22 protein-coding genes are annotated in these 23,832 nt (G+C 33.5%); 4 read left to right on the top strand and 18 right to left on the bottom strand.

Annotated elements, in window-relative coordinates:
• Positions 1 to 117: 117 nt before the first annotated feature.
• Complete coding sequence (locus FWJ34_RS01285) at positions 118 to 369, top strand: hypothetical protein (RefSeq protein WP_308253489.1); 252 nt, start codon at positions 118 to 120, stop codon at positions 367 to 369.
• A complete protein-coding gene (locus FWJ34_RS01280; RefSeq protein WP_308253488.1) occupies positions 350 to 619 on the top strand; it encodes a Txe/YoeB family addiction module toxin in 270 nt (89 codons plus the stop codon). Before FWJ34_RS01285 ends, FWJ34_RS01280 begins: the two co-directional genes overlap by 20 nt.
• On the opposite strand, the gene bchH is transcribed toward FWJ34_RS01280, so the two are convergent.
• The 7 genes from bchH to FWJ34_RS01245 form a co-directional block, all read right to left on the bottom strand.
• Positions 609 to 4,559: a magnesium chelatase subunit H gene (gene bchH, locus FWJ34_RS01275; protein ID WP_308253487.1), complete on the bottom strand. Its 3,951-nt coding sequence runs from the start codon at positions 4,557 to 4,559 to the stop codon at positions 609 to 611. The two genes, FWJ34_RS01280 and bchH, sit on opposite strands and share 11 nt — an antisense overlap.
• 284 nt (positions 4,560 to 4,843) lie before the next feature.
• Positions 4,844 to 5,887 (bottom strand): agmatinase family protein, encoded by a 1,044-nt coding sequence (locus FWJ34_RS01270; RefSeq protein WP_308253486.1) that lies wholly within the window; start codon positions 5,885 to 5,887, stop codon positions 4,844 to 4,846.
• A gap of 82 nt (positions 5,888 to 5,969) precedes the next feature.
• On the bottom strand, positions 5,970 to 6,287 hold the full coding sequence (locus FWJ34_RS01265) for a hypothetical protein (RefSeq protein ID WP_308253485.1): 318 nt from the start codon (positions 6,285 to 6,287) through the stop codon (positions 5,970 to 5,972).
• On the bottom strand, positions 6,253 to 6,531 hold the full coding sequence (locus tag FWJ34_RS01260) for a DUF2281 domain-containing protein (protein ID WP_308253483.1): 279 nt from the start codon (positions 6,529 to 6,531) through the stop codon (positions 6,253 to 6,255). Before FWJ34_RS01260 ends, FWJ34_RS01265 begins: the two co-directional genes overlap by 35 nt.
• Positions 6,532 to 6,699: 168 nt before the next feature.
• On the bottom strand, positions 6,700 to 7,425 hold the full coding sequence (locus FWJ34_RS01255) for an ABC transporter ATP-binding protein (RefSeq protein ID WP_396231606.1): 726 nt from the start codon (positions 7,423 to 7,425) through the stop codon (positions 6,700 to 6,702).
• 39 nt (positions 7,426 to 7,464) lie between these two features.
• Positions 7,465 to 7,749: a hypothetical protein gene (locus tag FWJ34_RS01250; RefSeq protein ID WP_308253479.1), complete on the bottom strand. Its 285-nt coding sequence runs from the start codon at positions 7,747 to 7,749 to the stop codon at positions 7,465 to 7,467.
• Positions 7,750 to 7,800: 51 nt separating this feature from the next.
• The gene (locus FWJ34_RS01245; protein ID WP_308253477.1) at positions 7,801 to 8,676 is read right to left on the bottom strand and encodes a hypothetical protein; all 876 of its coding nucleotides are present in this window, start codon (positions 8,674 to 8,676) and stop codon (positions 7,801 to 7,803) included.
• 342 nt (positions 8,677 to 9,018) lie between these two features.
• On the opposite strand from FWJ34_RS01245, the gene FWJ34_RS01240 reads away from it, so the two are divergent.
• Both FWJ34_RS01240 and FWJ34_RS01235 read left to right on the top strand, forming a co-directional pair.
• Entirely contained in the window at positions 9,019 to 10,653 is a 1,635-nt protein-coding gene (locus tag FWJ34_RS01240; RefSeq protein WP_308253476.1) for an alpha-D-glucose phosphate-specific phosphoglucomutase, read from the top strand.
• A 330-nt stretch (positions 10,654 to 10,983) separates the two neighbouring features.
• Entirely contained in the window at positions 10,984 to 12,885 is a 1,902-nt protein-coding gene (locus tag FWJ34_RS01235) for a GTPase (protein WP_308253474.1), read from the top strand.
• Positions 12,886 to 13,075: 190 nt separating this feature from the next.
• Here FWJ34_RS01235 and FWJ34_RS01230 read toward each other — a convergent pair whose 3' ends face one another.
• The 11 genes from FWJ34_RS01230 to FWJ34_RS01180 are packed head-to-tail and all read right to left on the bottom strand — an operon-like array spanning position 13,076 to position 23,698.
• Entirely contained in the window at positions 13,076 to 15,229 is a 2,154-nt protein-coding gene (locus FWJ34_RS01230) for an AAA family ATPase (protein WP_308253473.1), read from the bottom strand.
• A 49-nt stretch (positions 15,230 to 15,278) separates the two neighbouring features.
• Positions 15,279 to 15,506: a hypothetical protein gene (locus tag FWJ34_RS01225; protein ID WP_308253472.1), complete on the bottom strand. Its 228-nt coding sequence runs from the start codon at positions 15,504 to 15,506 to the stop codon at positions 15,279 to 15,281.
• A 51-nt stretch (positions 15,507 to 15,557) separates the two neighbouring features.
• Positions 15,558 to 17,291 carry a hypothetical protein gene (locus tag FWJ34_RS01220; protein WP_308253470.1) on the bottom strand — a complete coding sequence of 578 codons (1,734 nt, stop codon included), beginning with the start codon at positions 17,289 to 17,291 and terminating at the stop codon, positions 15,558 to 15,560.
• A 45-nt stretch (positions 17,292 to 17,336) separates the two neighbouring features.
• Positions 17,337 to 17,726 (bottom strand): XisI protein, encoded by a 390-nt coding sequence (locus FWJ34_RS01215; RefSeq protein WP_308253468.1) that lies wholly within the window; start codon positions 17,724 to 17,726, stop codon positions 17,337 to 17,339.
• A gap of 47 nt (positions 17,727 to 17,773) precedes the next feature.
• Positions 17,774 to 18,109: a XisI protein gene (locus FWJ34_RS01210; RefSeq protein WP_308253467.1), complete on the bottom strand. Its 336-nt coding sequence runs from the start codon at positions 18,107 to 18,109 to the stop codon at positions 17,774 to 17,776.
• Entirely contained in the window at positions 18,097 to 18,513 is a 417-nt protein-coding gene (locus FWJ34_RS01205) for an element excision factor XisH family protein (protein WP_308253466.1), read from the bottom strand. Before FWJ34_RS01205 ends, FWJ34_RS01210 begins: the two co-directional genes overlap by 13 nt.
• 2 nt (positions 18,514 to 18,515) lie before the next feature.
• Complete coding sequence (locus FWJ34_RS01200) at positions 18,516 to 20,336, bottom strand: RAMP superfamily CRISPR-associated protein (RefSeq protein WP_308253464.1); 1,821 nt, start codon at positions 20,334 to 20,336, stop codon at positions 18,516 to 18,518.
• 53 nt (positions 20,337 to 20,389) lie between these two features.
• A complete protein-coding gene (locus FWJ34_RS01195; protein ID WP_308253462.1) occupies positions 20,390 to 20,800 on the bottom strand; it encodes a hypothetical protein in 411 nt (136 codons plus the stop codon).
• 15 nt (positions 20,801 to 20,815) lie between these two features.
• On the bottom strand, positions 20,816 to 21,613 hold the full coding sequence (gene cmr4 / locus FWJ34_RS01190; protein ID WP_308253461.1) for a type III-B CRISPR module RAMP protein Cmr4: 798 nt from the start codon (positions 21,611 to 21,613) through the stop codon (positions 20,816 to 20,818).
• A 4-nt stretch (positions 21,614 to 21,617) separates the two neighbouring features.
• Positions 21,618 to 22,760, bottom strand: a complete 1,143-nt coding sequence (locus FWJ34_RS01185) for a type III-B CRISPR module-associated Cmr3 family protein (protein WP_308253459.1) — start codon at positions 22,758 to 22,760, stop codon at positions 21,618 to 21,620.
• Positions 22,742 to 23,698, bottom strand: a complete 957-nt coding sequence (locus FWJ34_RS01180; RefSeq protein WP_308253458.1) for a Cas10/Cmr2 second palm domain-containing protein — start codon at positions 23,696 to 23,698, stop codon at positions 22,742 to 22,744. Before FWJ34_RS01180 ends, FWJ34_RS01185 begins: the two co-directional genes overlap by 19 nt.
• Between the last annotated feature and the right edge of the window lie 134 nt (positions 23,699 to 23,832).

Raw genomic sequence — 23,832 nt, 5'->3', positions numbered from 1 at the left:
ATCTTAAACCCGTTTCTGCATAACGATCAATAAGTTAGTATTTTAAAGTCAAGAAAACTATCATTTAGGAAATTTGTTAAAATTATCAATTATAGTCAGTATTAATTTAAGCAAAAAATGGTTAGTACAATCAGACAAAAAGCCATCGTAGGCAAAAATGGCAAAATAGAAATTTCTCAAAGTCAATTTAAAGAAGGTGCTTCTGTGGAAGTTATCATTGTCAATAACTCTACAGAAATTGAAGATGAAACAACTTATTTATTAAAATCAGAAGCCAATAAAAAACAGTTATTAGAGTCGATCGAAAATGTAAAACAGGGTAAAATTGTGTCGATAAATTTAGAAGATTATGAGAAAAATAACCTTTGAAATTAACGCATTTGAACAATTTAATTATTGGGCAAATACAGACAAGAAAATATTTAAAAAGATTTTATTATTATTAAAGGATACACAAAAAAATCCTTTTACTGGATTGGGTAAACCAGAACCTTTAAAACATGAATTACAAGGATATTGGTCAAAAAGAATCAATCAAGAACATCGATTAGTCTATCAAGTTGATGATGATTCCATTATCATTATATCTTGTCGCTACCATTATGATACTAAACAGTAACTCCCTCTAATTCATCCTCCGTCATCTCATAAAGACTTCTAATTTTCTCCAATTTCTCCTCATCCGCATCCCAAAAACCGCGCCCATTAGCTTCCAACATTCTCCCCACAATATTACGGAAGGCTTCGGGATTCGCTTCCCTCAACTTATTCGCCATCTCTTGATCCAATACATAAGTATCAACCGCTTGATCATATACCCAATTATCGGTAAAATCTGTTGTGCCTCCCCAACCGATTAAAGCCGTCATTCGCTGAGAGATTTCGTAAGCACCGCCCGAACCTTGATCAGCCATAGCTTTCGCCCATTTGGGGTTAAGTAACTTAGTGCGGTATTCCATCCTTAAAACCTGCTCTAATTTACGGGGAGTGGTATCCTTAGAGAAACTTTCCACAAAACTAGCCGTTACCTTCCTACCACTTTGTTTCTCCGCCGCCCGTTTCAAGCCTCCCGTGTTAGCATAATATTCCTGAATATCCGTTAAGCCATACTCCACCGAGTCGATTTCCTGCACAACGGTTGTGCTAGTTTGTAATAGTTTATCTAAAATTTCGGGGCGCGTCTCTCCTTTATCCTTCCTACCGTAGCTGAAAACATTGCGACTCTTCCATGTATCTGCTAACTCATCACCAGAATCCCAGTTACCATCCACAACTTGATCATTTACTAACGAGCCAAAATCGCCGTTAGGATTAGAAAACAGTCGTGCGGAAGGATTATCTATTCCTTTTTCCTTTAATTCAAGATAATGTTTCCGAATAAAGTTATTTTCGGGAGATTCATCGACGATCGAAGCACGGTAAAATAAATCATCTAACAATTCGATAATATTCAAAAAAGTATCTCGGAAAATCCCTGATAAATTGCCTAAAACATCAATGCGGGGATGCCCTACTTTTTCCAATGGCATTAACTCATATCTTACTATGCGCCCTGTGCCTTCTTTCACAGGTTGAGCACCCACTAACTCTAGTAAAATACCAATAGACTCACCCTTAGTCTTAATAGCATCCAATCCCCATAACATAACGGCGACAGTCTCAGGATAACAACCATTTTCCGCCAAATTCTGCTCAATAATCTTCTTACCAATCTCTCTACCTCTTAGATACGCACCCTGAGAAGGCATCCGATAGGGATCTAATGCGTGAATGTTACGACCTGTAGGAAGAACTCCAGCACCATCTCTGAGTAAGTCACCTCCCGGCGCAGGGGGGATATATTCACCGTTTAAGCCTCTTAATAAGTTAGTCAATTCGTCTTCTGTCTGCATTAACAAGTCAGTGATTAGCTGTTGTTGTGCAAAACGTTGCTTTAATTCTTCCTCTTTTTCCGCTTTCTTCTCCACTCTGGCAAATAAATCACTATTGCTTAACTCTTGGGCGAAGTTTTGTTGACTATAAGTATCATTAAAATAAGCCTCAAGGTAAGATTGTAGTTGCTCTGGGGTGGGTTTTTCTCCTAAGATGTGTAAACCAGAGGAAAATAATCTTTGCTCGACAATTTGCAAATAGTCATAAATTTGGACAAAATAATCATTAAGGGCTTGGTTACTAAATAATTTAGCATTTTCATCGGTAAATTCGATACCTAGTTTTTCCCCTTCGGTAAATTTGCAGTCTTTATATAAGCCACTATCGACTATTTTTTGGATAATATCCCCTTTTAATAGCTGATTTTTCTCTGTATCTTCTCGATACTCGTTAATTAACTCTTTTAATGCCATTAACTCTTTATATAACCCTGCCCTACCGTAAGGAGGCACATTATGAGAGATAATCACACCATAACCCCTTCTTTTTGCTAACATGGATTCACTGGGGTTGTTGGCGGCGTAAATGTAGAGGTTAGGAATATTGCCTAATAGTACATCTGGCCACGAGTAACCAGTATTACCTAAAGGATTACCGGGCAACCATTCTACTGTGCCGTGCATTCCGAAGTGGATAATCGCATCGGCTTGAAAGTCGTTTTGCAACCATTTATAAAAGGCTGTATATTGGGGATGGGGTGTTAAATCCTTTTCAAACATGAGTCGCATCGGATCTCCCGCTATACCAAGAGGTGGTTGTACTCCAATCCAGACGTTACCGAGTTGAATACCGCCGATTTGGAATTTATCACCGATGGTTTTAATGCCTGTTTGAGTGAGATTTCCCCATTGTTTTTGGATTTTATTAATCAGTATATACCCTAACCATCGATCGAGGATTTTTACATCAACGGTATTAGAGTTAATAGTTAATAGTGACTTGTCAATAGTTATTGAATCACCTTCTGCCTTCTGCCTTCTGCCTTCTGCCTTTCCTGAATAGGAGATGAAATCATCGGCGGTTTTGACTTGTTTAAGAATTTCTTCGCCGTCTTCGGGAATATTATCAACGTTATAGCCTTCTTCTTTTAAGGCGTGTAAGAGTTTATGGAGGGATTTAGGCACATTTAATAAGGCGGCTGTGCCAGTTGCCCCGTATCCAGGGGGAAAACCATATAAGATAATAGCAACTTTTCGATCGAACTTCTGTTTTCTTCTTAACTTAATCCAATTATTGACTCTACCAGTAAGACGCTTAACCCTTTCAGGAATAAGGTATATATCTTCACCCACTAAACCACCCAATGGTATAGTATCGATCGCACCATCTAACTCAGGTAAAGCGTATAATACCACACTTTGCAAACCACCGATACCCTTTCTTATCCATGAATGAATATCTTCGATTAACAGAGGCGCAGCCACAATGTAAGGAATGTTTTTCGCCGTTAAGATACGTTTTGCCACTTCTACCTGTCTTCCTGCTTCCATACTACCAGCAGGTCCGCCCACTAACGGAAATCCGATGGTAGAGATAACCGCATCTACTTTAACCGCATCTTTTGATAAAGAGGCAATAGGTTTAGATAAAGAGGCAATGGGTTTAAACCGATTGTTAATATTTTCTTGCTCATAATCTGTTGTAATCCAATCCCTTACAGCAACATGACCTTCTACTCCATTAATAAAAATAGGTAAGGGAATCAATCCTGCTTCTTCAAAGTAACGAATCAGTTGAGGGATATAAGGTTGTTTGCTAATAACGTGCTTACGATATAACAATATACCAACAACAGGAGTTAATTGAGATCGCCCCTCCTTAGCAAAGGGGGAAGTATAATTTTCGTTAGCAAGAGGGGAAATACTATTTTCGTTGTCAACAACTTTCTCTTTGATTAAAGGTAATTTATCCGAATTTTTCTCCTGCCTTATTAAGGGGGGTTGGGGGGGATCATTCCTCAAATACCAATTAATATATTCCCTAGGAGAGGTAAAATAACCCTTATAGTCAGGATGGAGTAACCCCATATTAGGAGTTTCGATAAGAGGAGGAATTTCTGATACCTTTAAGCCGAGATAATTTTCTGCAATAAACCAATTCATAGAGGCAACATTTTCTACCCCTCCTGCATTCCAATAACCGTAAATAATCAACCAATTGCGTAAATCTTGAACTTTTTTGACAGGAATGTATTTTAATAATTTAGGTCCTGTTTTTAAAAAGCTAATATATCCTGCAAGTTTATCTTCTTCTTTACTATTGGTAAACTTACTCAAGATGAATTGTACAGGTTTAGGCATCCCTTGAGGCTTATCGCCAATCGAAAATTTGCCTATCTGAGTCAAACTCATTAATTCTAAAGCCGACTCGAAAACAAGACGAATGGGAATATGGGCAACTTTTTCCCTTAACCACATTACTTGATCATAATCGAAAAGCAGACTGGCAAAAAAAACATCAGCAGTTTTTAAGGCAGATTCGACATTTTCCCTTTGAGTATTAATATCCGCATCGGTAAAAACGGTAACTTCTAAACCTTCACAGCGAGATGTAGCGAGAGTAGCTGATTGACGATATAAAGCACTATTAAAAGTCTCAAATCCTGTAATTAATACGATACGTTTCATCGGCTTTGCTTTCTCAAGAATAACTTTTTGTTAAGTAATGTAAACCATTTTAACAGGTGATGAAAAAACTTCACTTAATACCAATCATGAGGATAACCAATAAACCTTTGCGTCTTTGCGCCTTTGCGAGAGAAAACAAAATCTTTACTAGGTAATAGAAAAAAAAGACAAGCCACCTCCCCCCGAGCGCTACGGCTCAAGAAAAGGTGGCTTTTATTTTATATCTTTATAATAACAAAAACTTTTAAAACTGTCAATAGTTTATCTGTTCTTTTTTAGATTAATTATTGGTAATGAGAAAGGTACATTAAATTTGTCAGTTTATAAAGTAATCTAGCACCAATATTTCCATCCCATTGATTTTCAATGTCTTTACTAGGAGAAACTTCACAAAGATCAAACCCAATGATTTTTTTCCCTGATTTAACCAAAGTTTGGATTAAATAAATAGCTTGATTAAAATCTAAACCACCAGCAACAGGAGTGCCAGTATTAGGGCAATATCCTTGATTTAAGCCGTCAATATCAAAACTAATATAAACTTTAGGGGATAAATTATTGATAATATTTTGACATTGTTTTTGCCATGATATTCCTTGATAAAGATTATTTTTTAATTGCCAATCATCGAATAAAATAAGACGATCATCGGTGTTAATTTTATCCATTTCTTCCTGACATAAATCTCTAATACCAACTTGCACTAATTTGCTGATATTTGGTAGTTGTAAAACGTTGTACATTATCGAAGCATGAGAATAAGTAAACCCTTCGTAAGCGTTGCGTAAATCTGCATGGGCATCAATATGTAAAATGCTCAATTGTTGATGATGTTCCGTAAGAGCTTTAATGTAACCGAAAGGCACACTATGATCACCGCCAATTAAAGCGATGAATTTTCCTTGGGATAAATAATTTTGGCATTGATCATATACCCATTCATTTAACTCTATACTTTCTTGATTAACCATTGCTAATTCTGAAACGATAGTTTGATCATCAAGATCATTTCCTAATTCTAAATAGTCTATCACTTTCTTGGCGATCGCCCGTGTGGTGTCACTTTTGCTTTGAATGTAGGTATTAATGGGGATAGTGGCGTATCCTTTTTCCCATGCTTGAGGTAAGTCGAAATCATACCAGTCTAATTGATAGGAAGCATCGAGAATGGCTTGAGGGCCGTTAGCTGTACCTTCTCCGTAAGAAACAGTAGCGTCCCAAGGAACAGAAAAAAAAACGATTTTGCTATCTTCAATAGTGGTAGGTAAACCAAAAAAGCAATTATTTTTTATGCTTATTTGATGAGGATTAAAGGTAGAATAATTCACTGTTATTTTTAGTAGATGTTATGATTTTTCTTGTTAAATTTAAGCTCAAAATAGTTGACTTTTTGAAGAGAATAAGTTACATTTATTTTCGCTGTTTTGCTTTTTGATAAGCTGGATCATGTTCTGCAAAACTAATAATGACAACTCTTTTTGGTGCTGGTTTTTCATAAATGCGATAAACTAGCCGATAACCAACATTATTCCACTCAATTTCTAAGGCTCGATAACCTTTTAATTCACCAATTAAATTATGACTAAAAATACCTTTAGTGTGATGAGGATCAAGAGATAAAACTTGTTGATATTTTATCAGATCTTTTCTCAATTCTAAAGGTAAATCTGGTAAATCATCTTGAGTTACTAAATTATGCAATTTGATTTGATAATGTTTTATACCCACGTTTTTCTAACCACTCCTCTAAAGCATTTTCATCAATTTCATCATCAACATCAATTACTATTTCCCATTTTGTAGGATCATCTATATCTTTTATACGTTCGATCGCTAATTGTTCTGCATATTTTTTCTTAGTATTTTCTCGTTGATATTTTATCATTAAAAACTCCACAAAATTTAAAATTTCTTGTTGTTTTTCAGGGGGTAACTCTTCCATTTTTTCCTTAACCAAATCAATAATATTCATCAGTAAAATATCTCCTTTTTTTAATAATTAGTAATAAAGAAAAGTAGTTTTTTGAGCTTATAAGCTAAGAGGTATTTAACTTACCATTTTTATTAATTATTAACAATGGGTAACAAGAGGTTTAAACTCCTTGCCTTGCATTACTTCTATACAATTAATTTTGCATGATCAATTATCAATAATTTTACCATCACCAAAACGAATTATTCTTTTAGTTTCTTGGGCGACATCATGCTCATGGGTTACTAAAATAATAGTCATTTTTTCATCATTTAAATCACGAAATATTTGTAAAACTTCTTTTGTAGTTTCAGAATCTAAAGCTCCTGTTGGTTCATCTGCTAGTAAAATTAAGGGATTATTAACTATAGCACGGGCGATCGCCACTCGTTGTTGTTGACCTCCCGAAAGCTGATTTGGTTTATTATTAAGACGATGAGATAAGCCAACTTTAGTTAAAGCAGAAATTGCTCGTTTTTTTTGTTGTGCATCAGAAACACCAGCATAAATCATAGGAAGCATGACATTTTCTAAAGCTGTTAATTGGGGTAAAAGGTGAAATTGTTGAAAAACAAAACCTATTTGTAGATTGCGCACAGAAGCTAATTTTTTACTGGATAAATCAGCAACATTTTTCCCATTAAGATAATAACTACCAGAAGTAGGGCGATCGAGACAACCTAAAATATTCATCATAGTAGATTTTCCCGAACCGGAAGAGCCCATAATGGCACAATATTCACCGGAATTAATGGTAAGATTTACCCCTGATAAAGCATGAACTTCAGTCTCACCACTACCATAAATTTTATAGATATTTTCTAGGAAAATTAAACTATTAGAAACAGAAATTTGTTCATTTTCAATTAAAGTCGAATTCATCAAAAATTTTATAATATTATCTATAGGTTAAGGAAAGAATAATCATACTTTTTAATCATTATTAATTACTACCCAAGAATTGTATTTATTTTCATAATAGGCTAGTATCCCTTTGACTTTTATTTCCGTGTCATGATTAGCAGAATATTCTAACCATAAACCACCTACTTGGCTTTGTAAATAATCAAATTCTTTAGAGGTTTGAGGCAATAAATCAGCATTTACACCTTCTATTTGTCTTAAATGAGATACTATTTCACGATACACAGCTAAAGGTAATCGTTCACAGGTTAGTTGTATTTTTTTTATTGATTGATTAATAACAGTATTCGACAATTTTTCTTAACCTCCTCAAAAATAAATTAATTGTTACTAGAATTTTTCTACTTATGATTTACCTAAATTTTCTTGAGCATTATTATCACCAATATTATCACCTATTTGACGAGTAACCCTTTGCCCAAACTGTTCTAAAATAATTACAGCATTATTATCGTTGAGATTACGCAAAACTATCTGATTATTGTCGAATAAAGCAATAGTATTAGAATAACCAAAATTAATATCTTTGACTCTGACACTAATTCCCGAACTGTTATCAGAAATTACATCACCAATACGCACAGAGCGAGTCGCATTATCCCAAGGAGTTTGAATCAATGCCACATTTTCACCATTTAAACTCAATATACCTGACAAAGTAATATTCCGAGCATCTTCAGGTTGAGGAGAGGTTGGAGGTTGAAAAGGAGATAATTTATTTCCCTCCCCAGTAACTTGATTAGAAGCCTGATTTTTTTCCCTAGGGGAATTATTTTTACCAATTTGATTATTGCCATTGACAGTTTTACCGTTTATCATCGCTACATCGTGATTAGCAGTTACCCTATTCAGATTACTTGTTTCCTCTTTAGTTACCGGTGGCTTCTTGATTATTGCATTATTACGGGTAAGAGATTCCGTAATGAATTGATCTGTTTTAATGGTAATAACAGGAGGAGGATTGATAGAATTAAAAGGATCATTTCTACCTTGATTAATTTGTTGTAATCTATCTTGGGGATTAGTAGAAGGAATTAACCCGCTAGAACTACTGATATTATTATTAATATTATTGTTGTTAGGAGTTTCGGGAGTAACAGGAGTAACAGGAGTGGGATTTTGTGGAGGAATAGAAGTATTATTAGCAGTGTCTTCACCACCACCACTACATCCTGTTAATAAAAGTAAGGCAGATATTACTGATAAAGATAATTTTTTCATTATTTAATAACAGTTAAATTAATAGATTCAAATAATTTAATTATAATAGGAGATTTTTGAACATCATCAAATATATTTAATTTGTATTGTTTAATTTCAATAAAAATATAGACATTTTTAGAATCACACCTAAAAAAGTAAGTTTATATAGCAATCCTAAATCATTAGACTTCTTGCACCAAGTCGAGTAATGAGTAATAAGTAATAAGTAATGAGTCAAAAAATGAACATTTGTCTATAAAATTAATTACCAACTCTTAATATCAACCTTAAGTAATGTTTTATCACTCTTTACTGATAAATTAAGGTCAGAAAAAAAATTAATTAACTTAACAGTCTAAAATGAGTATTCGAACAGTTAACACTCAACCTTTTAACGATCAAAAACCGGGTACATCTGGACTACGCAAAGCCGTTACAGTCTTTCAACAACCCCATTATTTAGAGAATTTTACTCAATCTATTTTTAATAGCCTCGAAGATTTACAAGGAAAAACCCTTGTTTTGGGAGGTGATGGACGTTACTATAATCGTCAAGCTATTCAAACCATCCTCAAAATGGCAGCAGCTAATAGTGTCGGCAGAATTTTAGTCGGTTTAAAGGGAATTTTATCCACCCCAGCAGCTTCAGCTATCATTCGCAAAAATCAAGCCTACGGTGGTATTATTCTTTCCGCCTCTCACAACCCCGGCGGAATTAACGGCGATTTTGGCATTAAATATAATATTAGCAATGGTGGACCAGCACCAGAAAAAGTTACCGAAGCGATTTTTGCCCACACAAAAACTATTACTCAATATCAAATTTTAGAATCAGCTGACATCAATTTAGATCATGTAGGTTCGTTTAAATTAGGTACCATGGATATAGAAGTCATTGATTCTGTTATCCCTTACCTTGAATTGATGGAATCTTTATTCGACTTTAACTTAATCCGAAATCTTCTCTCTAAGGGCGATTTTTCTATCTGTATTGACTCTTTACACGCTGTTACAGGTCCCTATGCTAAGGCAATTTTTGAAGGTAAATTAGGGGCAAAAACTGGTACTGTGATTAATGAAGTACCTTTAGAAGATTTTGGTGGAGGTCATCCAGATCCTAATTTGGTTTATGCTAAAAGTTTAGTCGATATTTTATTTGCCGACAATGCCCCTGATTTTGGTGCCGCTTCCGATGGAGATGGCGATCGCAATATGATTTTAGGACGTAATTTTTTCGTCAATCCTAGCGATAGTTTAGCAGTAATAACCGCCAATGCTCATTTAGTCAAAGGCTATAAAAACGGTTTAACAGGTGTAGCTCGATCGATGCCTACCAGTGGTGCGGTAGATAGAGTCGCCGAAAAACTCGGTATCAATTTTTTTGAAACTCCCACAGGATGGAAATTTTTTGGTAACTTATTAGACGCAGATCAAGCTACTATTTGTGGTGAAGAAAGTTTCGGCACAAGTTCAAATCATATCCGAGAAAAAGATGGACTTTGGGCAGTGCTTTTCTGGTTAAATATAGTGGCAGTAAGAGGGGAATCTGTTGAACAAATAGTCAAATCTCATTGGCAAGAATACGGGCGTAACTTTTATTCTCGTCACGACTACGAAGAAGTAGCCACCGAAGGCGCTAACGAGTTAGTTAATCATATCAGAAGCCAATTTGACACCTTAAAAGGCAAACAATTTGGTAACTATACCGTTAATTATGTCGATGATTTTAGTTATACTGATCCTATTGATGGTAGTGTAACCACAAATCAGGGTATTCGCATTATTTTCACCGACAAATCCCGAATTATTTTCCGTCTTTCAGGTACAGGCACAAAAGGTGCTACTTTAAGAGTATATCTCGAAAGCTATGAACCCGATGTAACCAAACAAGATTTAGACACTCAAAAAGCCTTAAAGGAATTAATCAATATAGCCGAAGAAATTGCCCAAATTAAGAAATTTACTAACAGGGAAATACCTACCGTTATCACTTAAATAGGTAATGAGGAATGAAGAATGAGGAATTAAGAATGAGGAATGAAGAATGAGGAATGAAGAATGAGGAATGAGGAATGAGGAATTAAGAATGAGGAATGAGGAATGAGGAATTAAGAATGAGGAATAAGGAATTAACAAGGGGTTTAAACCTCTTGTTCAGAATTAAAGAATGGGGGATGATTAATTGATAGTTGTGGAATAGGCATCTTGTGGCGTAATTGCTAATTTCTAATGATTAAAACCTATTACTTACTCTCATCAGAATATTTTTCGGCAACTTTTATCTAATTAATTCAGCATTAACCTCTTGTGTAAATTAATATTTTTATGATTCGTTTAAAATCTTGGCAGTGGCTTATTTTATCTCTACCTATTATCACAATAATATCTTTTTTTTCGATCGCCACAGGGTTACAAATCCATAGTTGGGATATTAATTGGATATGGGCAGTTTTCATCGCTTTGTTTGTTGGTTGGCGGTGGTTATTGGTAAAATGGACAAAACCTCTATTTCCTAATGTTGAGAATATTATATTAGAGGCACAACAGGATTTAAAAAATACACCTTCATCTTTTAATAATAATCCTGAGACAATAGTCAAACTAGAAGAAGTCTTACAAACTATTATTATTCAAACCAGAGATGATGCACCTATTTGGGAAGATTTACAGTTATTCTTTCAACGTTGCCAAGATTTAGTAACTGCCATTGCCAAAATATACCATCCTGAAGTCGAATATCCATTATTAAATATTTATATCCCTCAAGCCTATGGATTAATTCGAGGCACAGTAGATGATATGGATAAATGGATGAAAAATCTATCCCCTGCCTTAAATCAAGTTACCATTGCCCAAGGTTATCAAGGTTATCAACTATATCGCAAACTTGAACCATCTGCCCGTAAATTATGGCAAGTGTGGAATTGGGCACAATGGATTATTAATCCTACCGTTGCCGCCGCAAAATTAGCTAGTCAAGGAAGTAATAAACAAGCCAATCAAGAATTATTAATCAATCTCAGTCAAGTTTTAAGAGAAGTGGCTTTGCGTAATCTTGCCCGTCAAACTGCTTTACTCTACGGCGGTGATACCTTACCTGTGGATAAATTTAAACCTGATAATAATATTTTACCAACGGCAAAAACTCAGACTTTAAAGGAAATTCTCACCCAAGCTCAAAACCCTGAAAAAATTGAGCAAAAACCCATTAATATTTTATTAGTAGGTAGAACAGGTGCCGGAAAAAGCAGTTTAATTAATACCCTTTTCAATGCACAAACAGCAGAAGTTGACGTTTTACCAAGCACAACGGATATAAAAAGTTATCAATGGAAAGCCACCACCGGAGAAATTTTAAACCTCTTAGACACTCCCGGATATGAGCAAATTAATCGCCCTCAATATCAAGAAATGGTGCTAGATTATGCCTATAATGCTGATATTATCTTACTTTTAAATCCCGCTCTCGATCCTGCTTTACAAATGGATAAGGATTTTTTGCTTAAGTTATCTACAAATTTACCTAAAATTCCTCTTTTCACTATTATCACTCAAGTCGATCGCCTTCGTCCCATTCGTGAATGGCAACCGCCTTATAATTGGTTAACAGGGAATTTACCTAAAGAAATTTCTATCCGAGAAGCCGTCAAATATCGTCAAGAAAGTTTAGGAGAATTTTGCACTCACATTTTACCTCTGGTTACTGCCGATTATCCCACTTCTAGACAATCATGGCATGATGATATTTTAGCTATCAATATCTTAGAGGCGATCGCCCCTGCCAAACAAATAAGACTAGCTCGTTTTTTCCGTAACTTAGAAGCAAAAAGTCTTGCCGCCACTAAAATTATCGATAAATATTCCTTTCAAATGGCAACTTCTCAGGGATTAACAACATTATTAAAAAGTCCCGTTTTACAGTTTATTTCTACACTTACTACAGGATCCCCTCGTTTAGCTTTATTATTAGCAGAAAAAATACCCATTGAGCAATTACCAGTAGTTATTGGAAAACTCCAATTAGCCTATGATTTATTCTCTTTATTAAGCACAAACAATGAAGATAAAATGCAATTTGATTTATTGACTTTATGGACTTTATTAATTGAAACTAATGGTAATCCTGAAGATGATGCTTATGCTTTAGGTTATGCTTTAGTAGAATTTTGGACAAAAAATCTAACTTTTAATCAACTAGAAGAAAGATATAAATTTTATTTAAAATAATGTTTTAAAATTACTTACCATAAGTTCGATATACAATTTTCTGGAAAAACTGCGTTAGTTTTAAGAGGCGATCGCCCTAACCAAACCTGAGTTCGATATAACAGTGAGTTTATGTCCTCAATTATTTATATATATAAGGATAAAATAGTAATTTTTAGGGGTTTTGTGGATTGCGAACCTCATTAACTATTTACACAACTTTTTCATATACTTTGAGGGTATTAGTAGATAATTGGATAATTTTATCTTGTAGTTCTTGTGGCTTATGAACTTTAACTTGTCCTCCAAAACCGAGAATCCATCGCAGTAAATCATAATCTTGCAATGACCATTGTGGTAATGTTACTTGAAAACGATAGGGTTTTTCTATATCCTTACTTTTGTTAAGAGTAAATAATGATTGATGATGACTGAAATTCGATATTGATTTAGATGGTTTTGTCATCTTCATTCGTTGTGGAGGAAATCTTTTTGTCCCTTCAGCAATAAAGTTAAAAATATTTTCACTAAACCATAATTCAATAGTTATTTCTGCCGTTTTTTGTTCTTCTTTATTGCTACTTAAAAAGGCTTTTTGTTTACTAGCATCGTTCCCTAAAAATATTCCGGCACTAGCTGACAATAATTGAGTTAATTTTTTTAAGGCTTTTTCTTGTTCTTTTTTCTCTCTAGTTTCTGGTAATTCACTCTCTAAATAAAGTCGATCGAGTCTTTCTAAACGCAGTAAACCATCCTGTTCTCTTCCATGATATTCAAAGGCTAAATACCATGCAAAATTATAAAAAACTATCTGTAATAACCATGCTGAAAAAGAGCCGATTTTTTCTCCTTCATGATTAGGACGATTAGCAAATTTATTGAGTTTTACTAATTTTCTTTGTTCGATTATTTCCTCAATTCTATGAGTTTGATTAACTAAAGTTTTTTGATCTAAAGAATCAGTATCAATCATGGAATAATGAGCGATCGATCTCACAGGATAGCTATAATGTTCATCAAAATAAGCCCATTTCATTTTAGTTTCAAGTTTATTATATAAATCTAAAGCAAGGGGATCATCAAGATTTTTTGCTTGAGTTTGTAATAACCGAAAAGTTTGAATTAATTCATTTTCTGTGAGAATACCAGTACCAAAAAAGTAACCGTTACGCATAATATTATGGGGGAAAAGTTGATAAGGATTAAGGATAAATTCAATATCTTTTCTGAGTAAATCACGCCTAGTATTTAGATAACGTTCATTGCTATTTTCTAGGATAATTAATTCAAAAGCTAAATTAGTCAAAGTACCACTAGGAATATTATTTAGTTTATCTTTATTTCTGGTTTTAATAGGTTGAATTTCTTGTAATTGTTCAGGCTCAATTTTAGGAGAAAAAGGGTAATAAGTAATGGTTTTAATCGTGTTTAAAATTCGCTCAAAGGTATATTTGTCGGAAGCGTAATGAGTAATCAAATTTTTGTGAATATTAGGGGTTATTTCTTCTATATTAACTAAGAAATTACTATTTTTTAAGGGAGCATTATGATCTCGAATAAAACCATAATTAATTAAAAATTGTAAATCTTGTTGAATCAATATTTTATCAGCATAAATAGTACCTTTAAGTTTTGCCATTATCGCCGTAATTTCTGATAAAGAGTTATCAAAACTAATGGATTTACCAAAGATTTGCTCTAAAATATCAGGATTGGTAAACTGTAAATTACCTAAATCTGGATAGTTAATCAGTAAAGAAATGAGGTGCATTAATCGATCGAAATCTAATAACCTTGAATAAGAATGTAAAACTAAATTATTGTTGTTAGTACGGTTTTGTCGATTAATTAAACTACGATTTAAACAATTAATTTTTTGCTCAATAAATTCTTTTTGATACTCTTGAGGGTTTTTAATTACCTTAACATCAATAAATCCCTCAGCTACATGGGGAGGAAACTGTTTGAGGGTTTTTCTCATTTTATCAAGAATCTCCTCTGGCACTCGTCTTTTTCTTTGGCTATTCCATTGTTTACAAGTCTCTAGATTTATATTAAGATACCATGCTAACCAGTCAATTTTACCGATATTTCTTTCTAATTTCTGTGATAAATCCATCCGCCATGATCGTTGAGCGTTGGTAGCATCATATATAACTGGAGTATTAAGGGCGATCGCTTTTTGAATTTGGTTAATGACTTCAGCTTCAATTTCTAACCAATTACCCTGTATAATTTCATCTCCATAAAGCACCTTTCTAATATCATCAGTGGAGATAATTTGACAGTGATAAAGTTGGGCTAAAAGTTGGGCAAAAGTTGATTTACCAGCTCCCGGAATACCGATTAAAAAGTGACATAACATAATTAATTCTTTAAGAAAAATAACGATAAAATTCAGTACTTGACAATATTCAATTTTTAATGTTCTCCTCTAAAAATTTTAAAGCCTTTTCTCTGTCTAATAAAGGAGTTAATTTAGCCTCATCCATTGCTTTATTTAAACAATAATCTTCGATCAATTCAGCTAAATTATCGAAATTTATAGCATTATTAGAGAATAATTTTTGCCATAATTCAATAGGAATAACTACTGCTTTAGTTTTACCATTTTGATCTGTTAAATATTCGATATTAAGCATAGTTTTTCTATTTTTACGTCATCACTTTTGAAAGTATATTTAGAATTAATATCAACTATCATTTCTGAGCTTATTTATTATCCATTCTTTGACATCAGAATAAATATAATAAGACTGATCTAAAGCAATATAATTAGTTTCAGGAAGTTTTAATATCTTTCTCATTTCAATGGTAATGGTAGTCATTTTAGATAAAATTTCATCTCTTTTACAAGCATTTAGAGCATTTTCATCTTGTTGTTCTCGATCATTTTCTAATAATTTTGACATATTAGCTTTAGAAACTCCCTCAGCACTGTGAATTAACTTATTACGTTGATCAATCCAATAGTCTAATTTATTTAGCGAATCAGTAATTTTACCCCATGAAGTTTTTTCTTCATCATAATTTCTGTATCGAATTAAGGCACTAACAAAATTCCATTTACTAAAACGTCCTGATAATTTATATTTAGGCTTTAAATCGAAGTTCCAATTGTTAAATGTCCTACTTGTTTCTCTTTCTAATTGAGAAAAATATTGCCATAGCTGAGATGAATTATTAGTAAATTTTCTCTTATCTAAATACCAGTCATCAGGATATTGTTGCTTGTCAAAAAACTTTTCTCCATCTAACTTTTTGATTAGAAAATGTAAAATTTCTTCACAAAAAGATGTCATACGAGCTAAAAAATTAGCTACTTGATTTATTTCCCAATAAATTCGACATTGGGTATAAAGATTAAGAATACAATCATAATCATGTTTAATGTTATTTAAAACTCCTAAATCATCTTGAGGTTTAATTTTAAATCGTGATTGTCCAGAGCTATCTAAATTAAAATAGCCAACAGTTATATCTAAAACTTTAATTATTGATTCTAGGAAACTCTTATTATTTTTAATATCTTGATCAACAATATTTTGTCTGATTAAATTATTAATATATTTTTTCCAATCTTCAAGAATTGTCATCGCACCATCAAAATCCCATCTTGCTAATAATTGGCGGACAGATTCGTATTTTTGGGTTTTGATATAATTACAGTAAGAAGTAAAATAAGCAGGGGAAGGTTGACCAGAAAAAACACGTTTAATATATAATTCTGTATCAACTAAAATAATAGGTCTTTCTACAGAAATTGTGATTGATTGTGTTCTTAAAGCGGTTTGCATAGCTGGAGTACCACCTTTAAGACTGAGAAGAATTGTATAGTCTAAACTGAAGGATTTAAAAACTTTGTAATAGTATTCAAATAAAGCATCTTGATCTCGACTCAAATTAATATCCTGATCAATATATTTAGGAATTAACTGTATTTGATATTTATCCTGAAACCATTTTTGTAGAATATCAAAAAGATGTAAAGTATCAGATTCAAAAATGGGGTTTTGTTTAGAAACAAAAATAAGAATTTTTTCCAGTGCAAAACTATTTTGAACTTCTTGTACAATACCTAATAAACGACTAGCAAAAATCCGCTTTTCCCATGTTTCTTTATTTTGATTATATACTTCTTTTATTTTTTGAGTTAATTCTACAAATTCAAAAGGTAATCCTTTCCCTTCTCTGGTAGAAACATCCAATTCTCGACACAATATATCTTTTATTAGACTGGCTCGTTGATTCCAATTTTTAATTTCTTGTTCTGTTAATTCATGTTGATCTTCGGCGTTATTCGGTTGGTTGCGATCCCATAATGGAATATAACCATAATCTTGTTTTTCATCTTTTAAATAAATTTCTAGGTCTGAAGTACCAATATTAGCTACTAAAACTGCTTTATCTTTTTGTAAGTCTGTCATAATTTATTTCTCCTTAGTGATATTAATTAATATAAAAGATTTATTCTAAAATAGATAAATTTTGATGCGAATGAGGAAATTAAGCAACGCAAAGCCAGTTTCTTCCCTAATTTCAGGGGCATAAAACGCTAGAACAATCTTATTTTTGGGGATACCTGCTTCTAATAAATCTGTAGCGATACCTCTTTCTGTACCATCCCTTTGAATCCAGATTTTATCATCAATAATATCTACATGAATTAAACAACCATGCACTCTTTTAGTAGTCGGAAATGGATAATTAACTTGTTCGCTACCTACAAGCATTAATAAATAACGATCTTGCTCTGTATCAAAAACTGTTTCAAATTTAATATTAAGGTCATTGTAGGGTATTTCGGTATAAGAAATAAGAATTTTTTTAATTATTTGGCTATAGTTATTTCTGGTATCCATTGCACGATTTCCTCTGAATTAATATCAAAAATTAAAAACTCCCAAAATTAATTAACAGCAAATTCAGTTAAATGTCTAATTTCTGGGGGATGAAAAGCTAAAACAATTTCATGTTTAGGAATACCTGCCCTTAGTAAATCATCAGCAATGCCATCTTCTAAACCGTCTCGATGAATCCAAATTTTATCGTTAATAATTTCTAAATGAACAACACAACCATGAATTTTTACGTCATTTTTCCAGCCAATAGTCATCAATAAATAATCTTTATGATCATCACTAATAACTAATTTATGCTGAAGATTTTTGTCATAATAAGGTAAATCTGCATATTCTTTAATAATGGGATAAATAATATTATAAAATTCTGTTAATTTATCCATTGTAAAATCACCTCCTTATTTTCATCAAAAACAATTAATTTTAGTAACTTTCTTTTTATTAAAATTTTACCGATCGGTTCTTCAAAAATTTCTTCATAGGCTGATTTTTTTAGTGCTAAAAATAAAAGTCTATCCTCTTGATTTTCTAATAAAATTTCGTGATATAGAATATATTGCCCTAACGCATTTTCTAAGTCATTAACTTGGGATTTACCGATAAAACTTTTGATTTCTACGGCAATTTTTTGATTTTCTTTTTCAGCAGCAATTAATTTTTCTGCCCCTAAATCAACGAATACATCTTTTTTGCCAATGGATAATATTAAAGGATCATCGGTAATTGTCCAACCATCTTTAATTAAAGCATTTTTAACTGGATTATGGTAAATATCTCTAACAGGCATAGTTAATTTAATGGAAAAATTGGATGGTATTGAATGCTTTGTTCCCTTAATTTAGTCAGAAATTCTTGTCTTTTTCCACTTGTAGCACCAAAAACAGTAACAACTTGATAGTCAATTCCTTCAACATAATTTAATTGACGAATCCAAATAGGTGAAGGTTGACGGGTTGAACCACATAATTGAGGATCATAATCTAAATATTTTTCTTCTTTGCCATTTCTTTTTCTAGTTTTCTCAATTTTAAAATCTTCACTATGCAAAATAGATAAAGCAAAAGGTTTATGATTCCTAGAATTACCTTTACAAATAATGATAGAACAATTTTTATCGATTGCTTCCATCCAATCTTGTGATGAATTGACAGTTTTTAACTGAGAATGACTATAATTAATTGGTAAATTGCCAAAACTAGCTAAAGACTGATAAAAAGTTTTTAATTGCTGTCGAAATTGTGTTTGAAAATCTGATAAGTTTGCAGGTAAACTCCAAAAATTATCACCTTCTTTTATTTCTGAATTTGGAGGCATTAGATTTGAACCACGCCAAGGAGGATTACCATCTGTCCTTTTATAGCATGGTCTTCTCGCACCTTGTCCAATTCCGCCTAAATGAAACATTAACCAAGTGAGACTTTGCAAAATATTTTCTAATGCTTCTTTTTTATTTCTTTCTAAACGATATGAATAGGTATTATGACGAATACTTAATTTCCCATAAACAAAACCTGATTCTTTTTTAGTTGATTCTTTTTGTCCTACTTTTCCAGTTGTTTCTAAACGAAATAAACCAGTGGTGGCTCTTGCTTGGTTATCATTAGATTTTGGTTCAATATCCCCAAAAATTTCTATTTCTAAATCTTTTACCTGTGATGGATTTAAAACTCCTAAAGCTAAACAACGAAACCAATAACGTAACATTGATCGAAAAGCAATAGGACGAACTTCTGACTCAGGTTTGCCCGGTGGTTTCCAATTATTACCATTTTGAGTGAGATTCCAACCAATAAATTTTTGTCCACCATGAATTAATTGTCCTTCTAAATCAAATCCCACTTTGATAATAGTTTTTTTGGGAACAATTTTAGATTTCAGTTTTTCGTCAATAGCTTTCAATGTTCCATAACCACTATTAACCCTTGAGCCGATTCCTTGAGTTAATCCTTTAATCAATAAATCTCTTACCGTCTCAAAATCTTGATCTGTACAGTCAGAGTTTTTTCTTAAACCAATAACAAAAATTGTTTTTAAAAGAGAAAGAAAAGTATTTGAATTAGTATTATATTGTGGTGGACTATTATCATTCCACTTCCATATAGAATTAGCCATATCAACTGACAACCCACCTTTTTTATTACTTCCAGGCAGAGGGTAGGCATCTAAAAAAGTAACGTTTCCCATACAAGACTCGGTCTCAATATCTCCAAAAATCCTGATAATATCGCTATCGGTTAAATTTTTGTCTTGTTTCGCCATTTCCCGTGCAATTCCTTTGAGGGTAGTACTAGGAATATAAGGGATTCCCAAAGCGTCAAAAGCGGGTAAAAGCATGGATTCAACTCCTTTTGTACCCCCTACACGAATTCGCCAAGGGCATCCCACTTTTAAAGACAAATGAGCTAGTTTTTGAGTTCTTTTTGTTAATCTTTTTAAAGTCTCAGAATAATCGCTAGATTCTATTTTTTCAAACAATTGCAAAATTGTACCACTGTCTTCTGTTCCATTATTTGATTTAACTCGCATCCAGCGTAAATATTCAATAAAACTAGCATCTTTACTAGGTTCTATATCAACGCCTGTTCGCCACGGAGAAGGTTTATTTAGCATAATCAATATTCCTCAAAACTAATAAAAAACTAATAATCACAAAATAACTGCATTTATTTTTTTTTCTTTTTTTCTTTAGGATAAATAGCTTCTGCCCAAAATGCAAATTCACGAGCTACTTGTAAAGCTAATCCAGTTAATCCTAAATATTTGGAAGTATTCATTGTCGGACTGGAAAGATAATTTAAACCTGAATTGCTCGATAATTGTTGATTATTATTATCAGGGAAAGCTATTTGCTCTAAAGTTTCAAAGAAGCATTTAACTACTTTTTTCTTTTGTTCTTGATTAAGGGCTTTTTGTTCTGCTTTAAGACGAAATAATCCCCAAGTTGCAACGTAATTATATAGTTCTACACTTTGGCTTTTTTGTTCTTGTTGATCTGTTGCTGTTGGTGTTTGATCTTTTAAATTCTGTAGATTGTGATATACTTTGCTAGAAATACTGCGAGGATCATAAAACATAATTTTTACTCCTAATTAATTACTCCATAGTTCAACAAATCCACGACCTAAACTTTCTTGTCCGCCAAATTGCCAATCATTGTTTTGAATAATTGTTTGACAAGATGAAATAGCATTAGTAGCATTGCCATTAGCTACAGTCGTTAGACCCCAAGGAAAAAACATTAAAGTTTCTGGGGGTATAGCTTCTTCATAACGGAAACCACCATCAACTTGTTTATCGTTATCCAGTTTTATTTTTACCTGTCGCCACAAACTAGATTGAATTAAAATTTGGCAATCTTGATCGGAAAGTACTAAAACTTTAGAAATAGTCTCGACTTCATCATTACCATTGGGGATATATTGTTGCCAATTATGCCAACCCGTTAATTCAGAAGATTGAAAAACAGCATCTTTAAGGTAAAGATTTTGATTGTTTTCTTGATGACTAAAACTACCAACTGAGGGTAAGTTTAAATCTGTGTCAATTAATCTTAACCAACGTCTTAACAAAAAAGGTGATGTTATCCAAACGATGCCATGACTTAAAGAGGGAACGGGAAACCATAAAATTGAAGCGTCCCCAACCCATAATAACCCCTGAGTTAAATTACCGTCATTACCTGCGGTGACATCTTCAAGGGTATTACCCCAGAGTATATTTTTTTGATCATCAGGCGTAGTGGCTCTTAATCTTCCTCTCATTGTACTAGAAGGAGCGTAAGGTAGTTCTGTATGAACTTCTCTAGCAATGGCCACAACATTACCTTCTTGACTCGCTCCACCAGTGTGTAAAGGTGACAATAAATACAAATAAGCGACTTTTTTCATCAATTTAACTCCATAATAATTTACCGTAATTTAATTGTTGTAAGGTTGTTAACCAATCACCACCAGAAACTGGTAATAAATGCTCTGAATTGGGGGGTTTTTCCTTAAATAAATACACCGTACCAGCAGGTACATAAGCTCTTTGGGGCAGTAACGCAAATTCTGACTCTCCTTTTTGCCCTGTCATCGTTAATTTGCGTTTAATCTGAGAAACTCCCCCATAAAGTAACGGGCGATCGCACACACAACCTTTTAAGGAATTGTGCCAAGAATTAGGATAAACTCCATATAAAGAAGGTTCAATTTCTGCTAACCCCGGTGTTAATAAATAAGCAAAATCATGTTTTGAGCCTTGATAATTGATTAATTGATTTCCTTGAGGAAAGTTAGTTAAAGGGGTAACTAACACCCGATGACTTTCACCCCCTAGGCGCACTACTGTAGATTCAATAGAAACGCTTAAACCCGCCACTAAACGCCATGAAGGTTTTAATCGGATGGCTACTTCTGTAAAATAACCATCAGCATCACGCACCTGACGACTACCTGTTTCCATGTGAGTATGAGGTAAAATTTGCACATCCCAAGGATCTGCTGTAAAATCATCAGGATTAGTGGGATTATTCCCTTGTAAATAAGTTTGTAATGCTGACCATTTAATCCATGATTGAGGACGACAAATAAACTCTCCTTGATGCAATTTCGGGGCAACCATCGGCGGTAACACGGTATGATCAAAACAAAGATATTGCCATGATGGATCATTTTCAGTATCCGCTTGTATCAATCTATCGGTATGATGCCAAGTACCATCTTTGTTATCATAATCATCCTCTGGAGTATCTTCATCATCGCAATTATTGGACTTGATACCCACCGCAATCAAATCTTTAGGAGTTGGTAAATAAAGATTATCGTTACTGTCAACAAGAAAACAACCTAAAAATTGTAAGTTCCTTTGTTTATTTTGTTTAACCGTTGGTAAGGTAGAGCGTAAAGCCTGAAATACGGTACTAGGAGAGGGCGGAAACTGTCCTTTTGCCCATGAACCATCCTCCGGACTAAAAGGTTTTGCTTCCCTGAATAACAGCACATCTAAGGGATCTAAAGCATACCAATACATTTTTACTAAACTCCTTTTGTCCATTGTTGATGTTGTTGCATTTTATCTAACCAAAAGGCACTAAATCGCAGTATATTGGCTAAATCATTAATATCTGTACCGAGATGATCTTTTTTAGAGTTATTTGTTTTTGAAGTGGTAGAATTATTACACTCTTTTGATTTCGATGAGTATTTTACAGGATCATATGCCCATTTTTCCCATTCATCTAACCAATTGAAAAAAGATTGTTTCACTTCATCGGGAATTTTCTCCTCCCTTTTATTGATAATGACTTCGGTGGCTTTGCGTATTAAACGAGAATCTGGGGTGACACAACTATGGAGGGGTAATTCTTCCGCTAAACGGTACAGTAACGGGCTTAAATCAATATCAGCATAGGATTTTACCCAATTATACCACTGGGAAAGTAAACAACCTTTCATCACCGCTTCTAAGACATTGCCACCGCCATAAATCACTCGAAAACATAACCCGTCTTTACCCGGCAACTTTTTCGCCCTTTCTTTTTCTGCTACCCAAAGATTTTCTAAAACCGTTGGTAAGGGTACGCTTTTATGGGCAATCACTACCCCTAAACTCATGGTTGCATCTTTGCCCATCGTAAAATAAGGACGTTGTTGTAATCCTTCTAAGTCTTTAACAGGATGCCAATAACCGCTATCTCTACCTTCAAATTCGCCAAAAGGATCATCCGTACCACACCAAGCCGATCGCACCGATAAGAGATATTCTGGTAAATCGGGTAAAGGCAAAACCGCCATAACATCATCACCACCGCTATAAACCACCTTGCCACAAAAACGCTGTTGAGTAAGATAAGGTACAAGACGGTTAGAAAAATCAAGTAAGGCTCTGTTTAAACCAACATGGGTAGCAGGCCCCATTCTTTTCTTCGTATTTTCAGCTAAATGGCGATAGTTATCATCTTTAATGTTTTCGTCAATAGCTTCTTCATTCAAATAGTCTTTATAGAACCCATTTGGTATCTATTACAATAATAGAAGAAAATGGGAAGAACTTTTATCATGGTTTACTCTAGTAGTCTCACAGATGAAGAATGGGATTTAATTAAGACGCTTTTGCCACAAAAAAA

The organism is Geminocystis sp. GBBB08 (assembly GCF_016743215.1).
In the GTDB taxonomy this organism is placed as follows: domain Bacteria; phylum Cyanobacteriota; class Cyanobacteriia; order Cyanobacteriales; family Cyanobacteriaceae; genus Geminocystis.
This window is presented reverse-complemented; position numbering and strand designations above follow the sequence as displayed.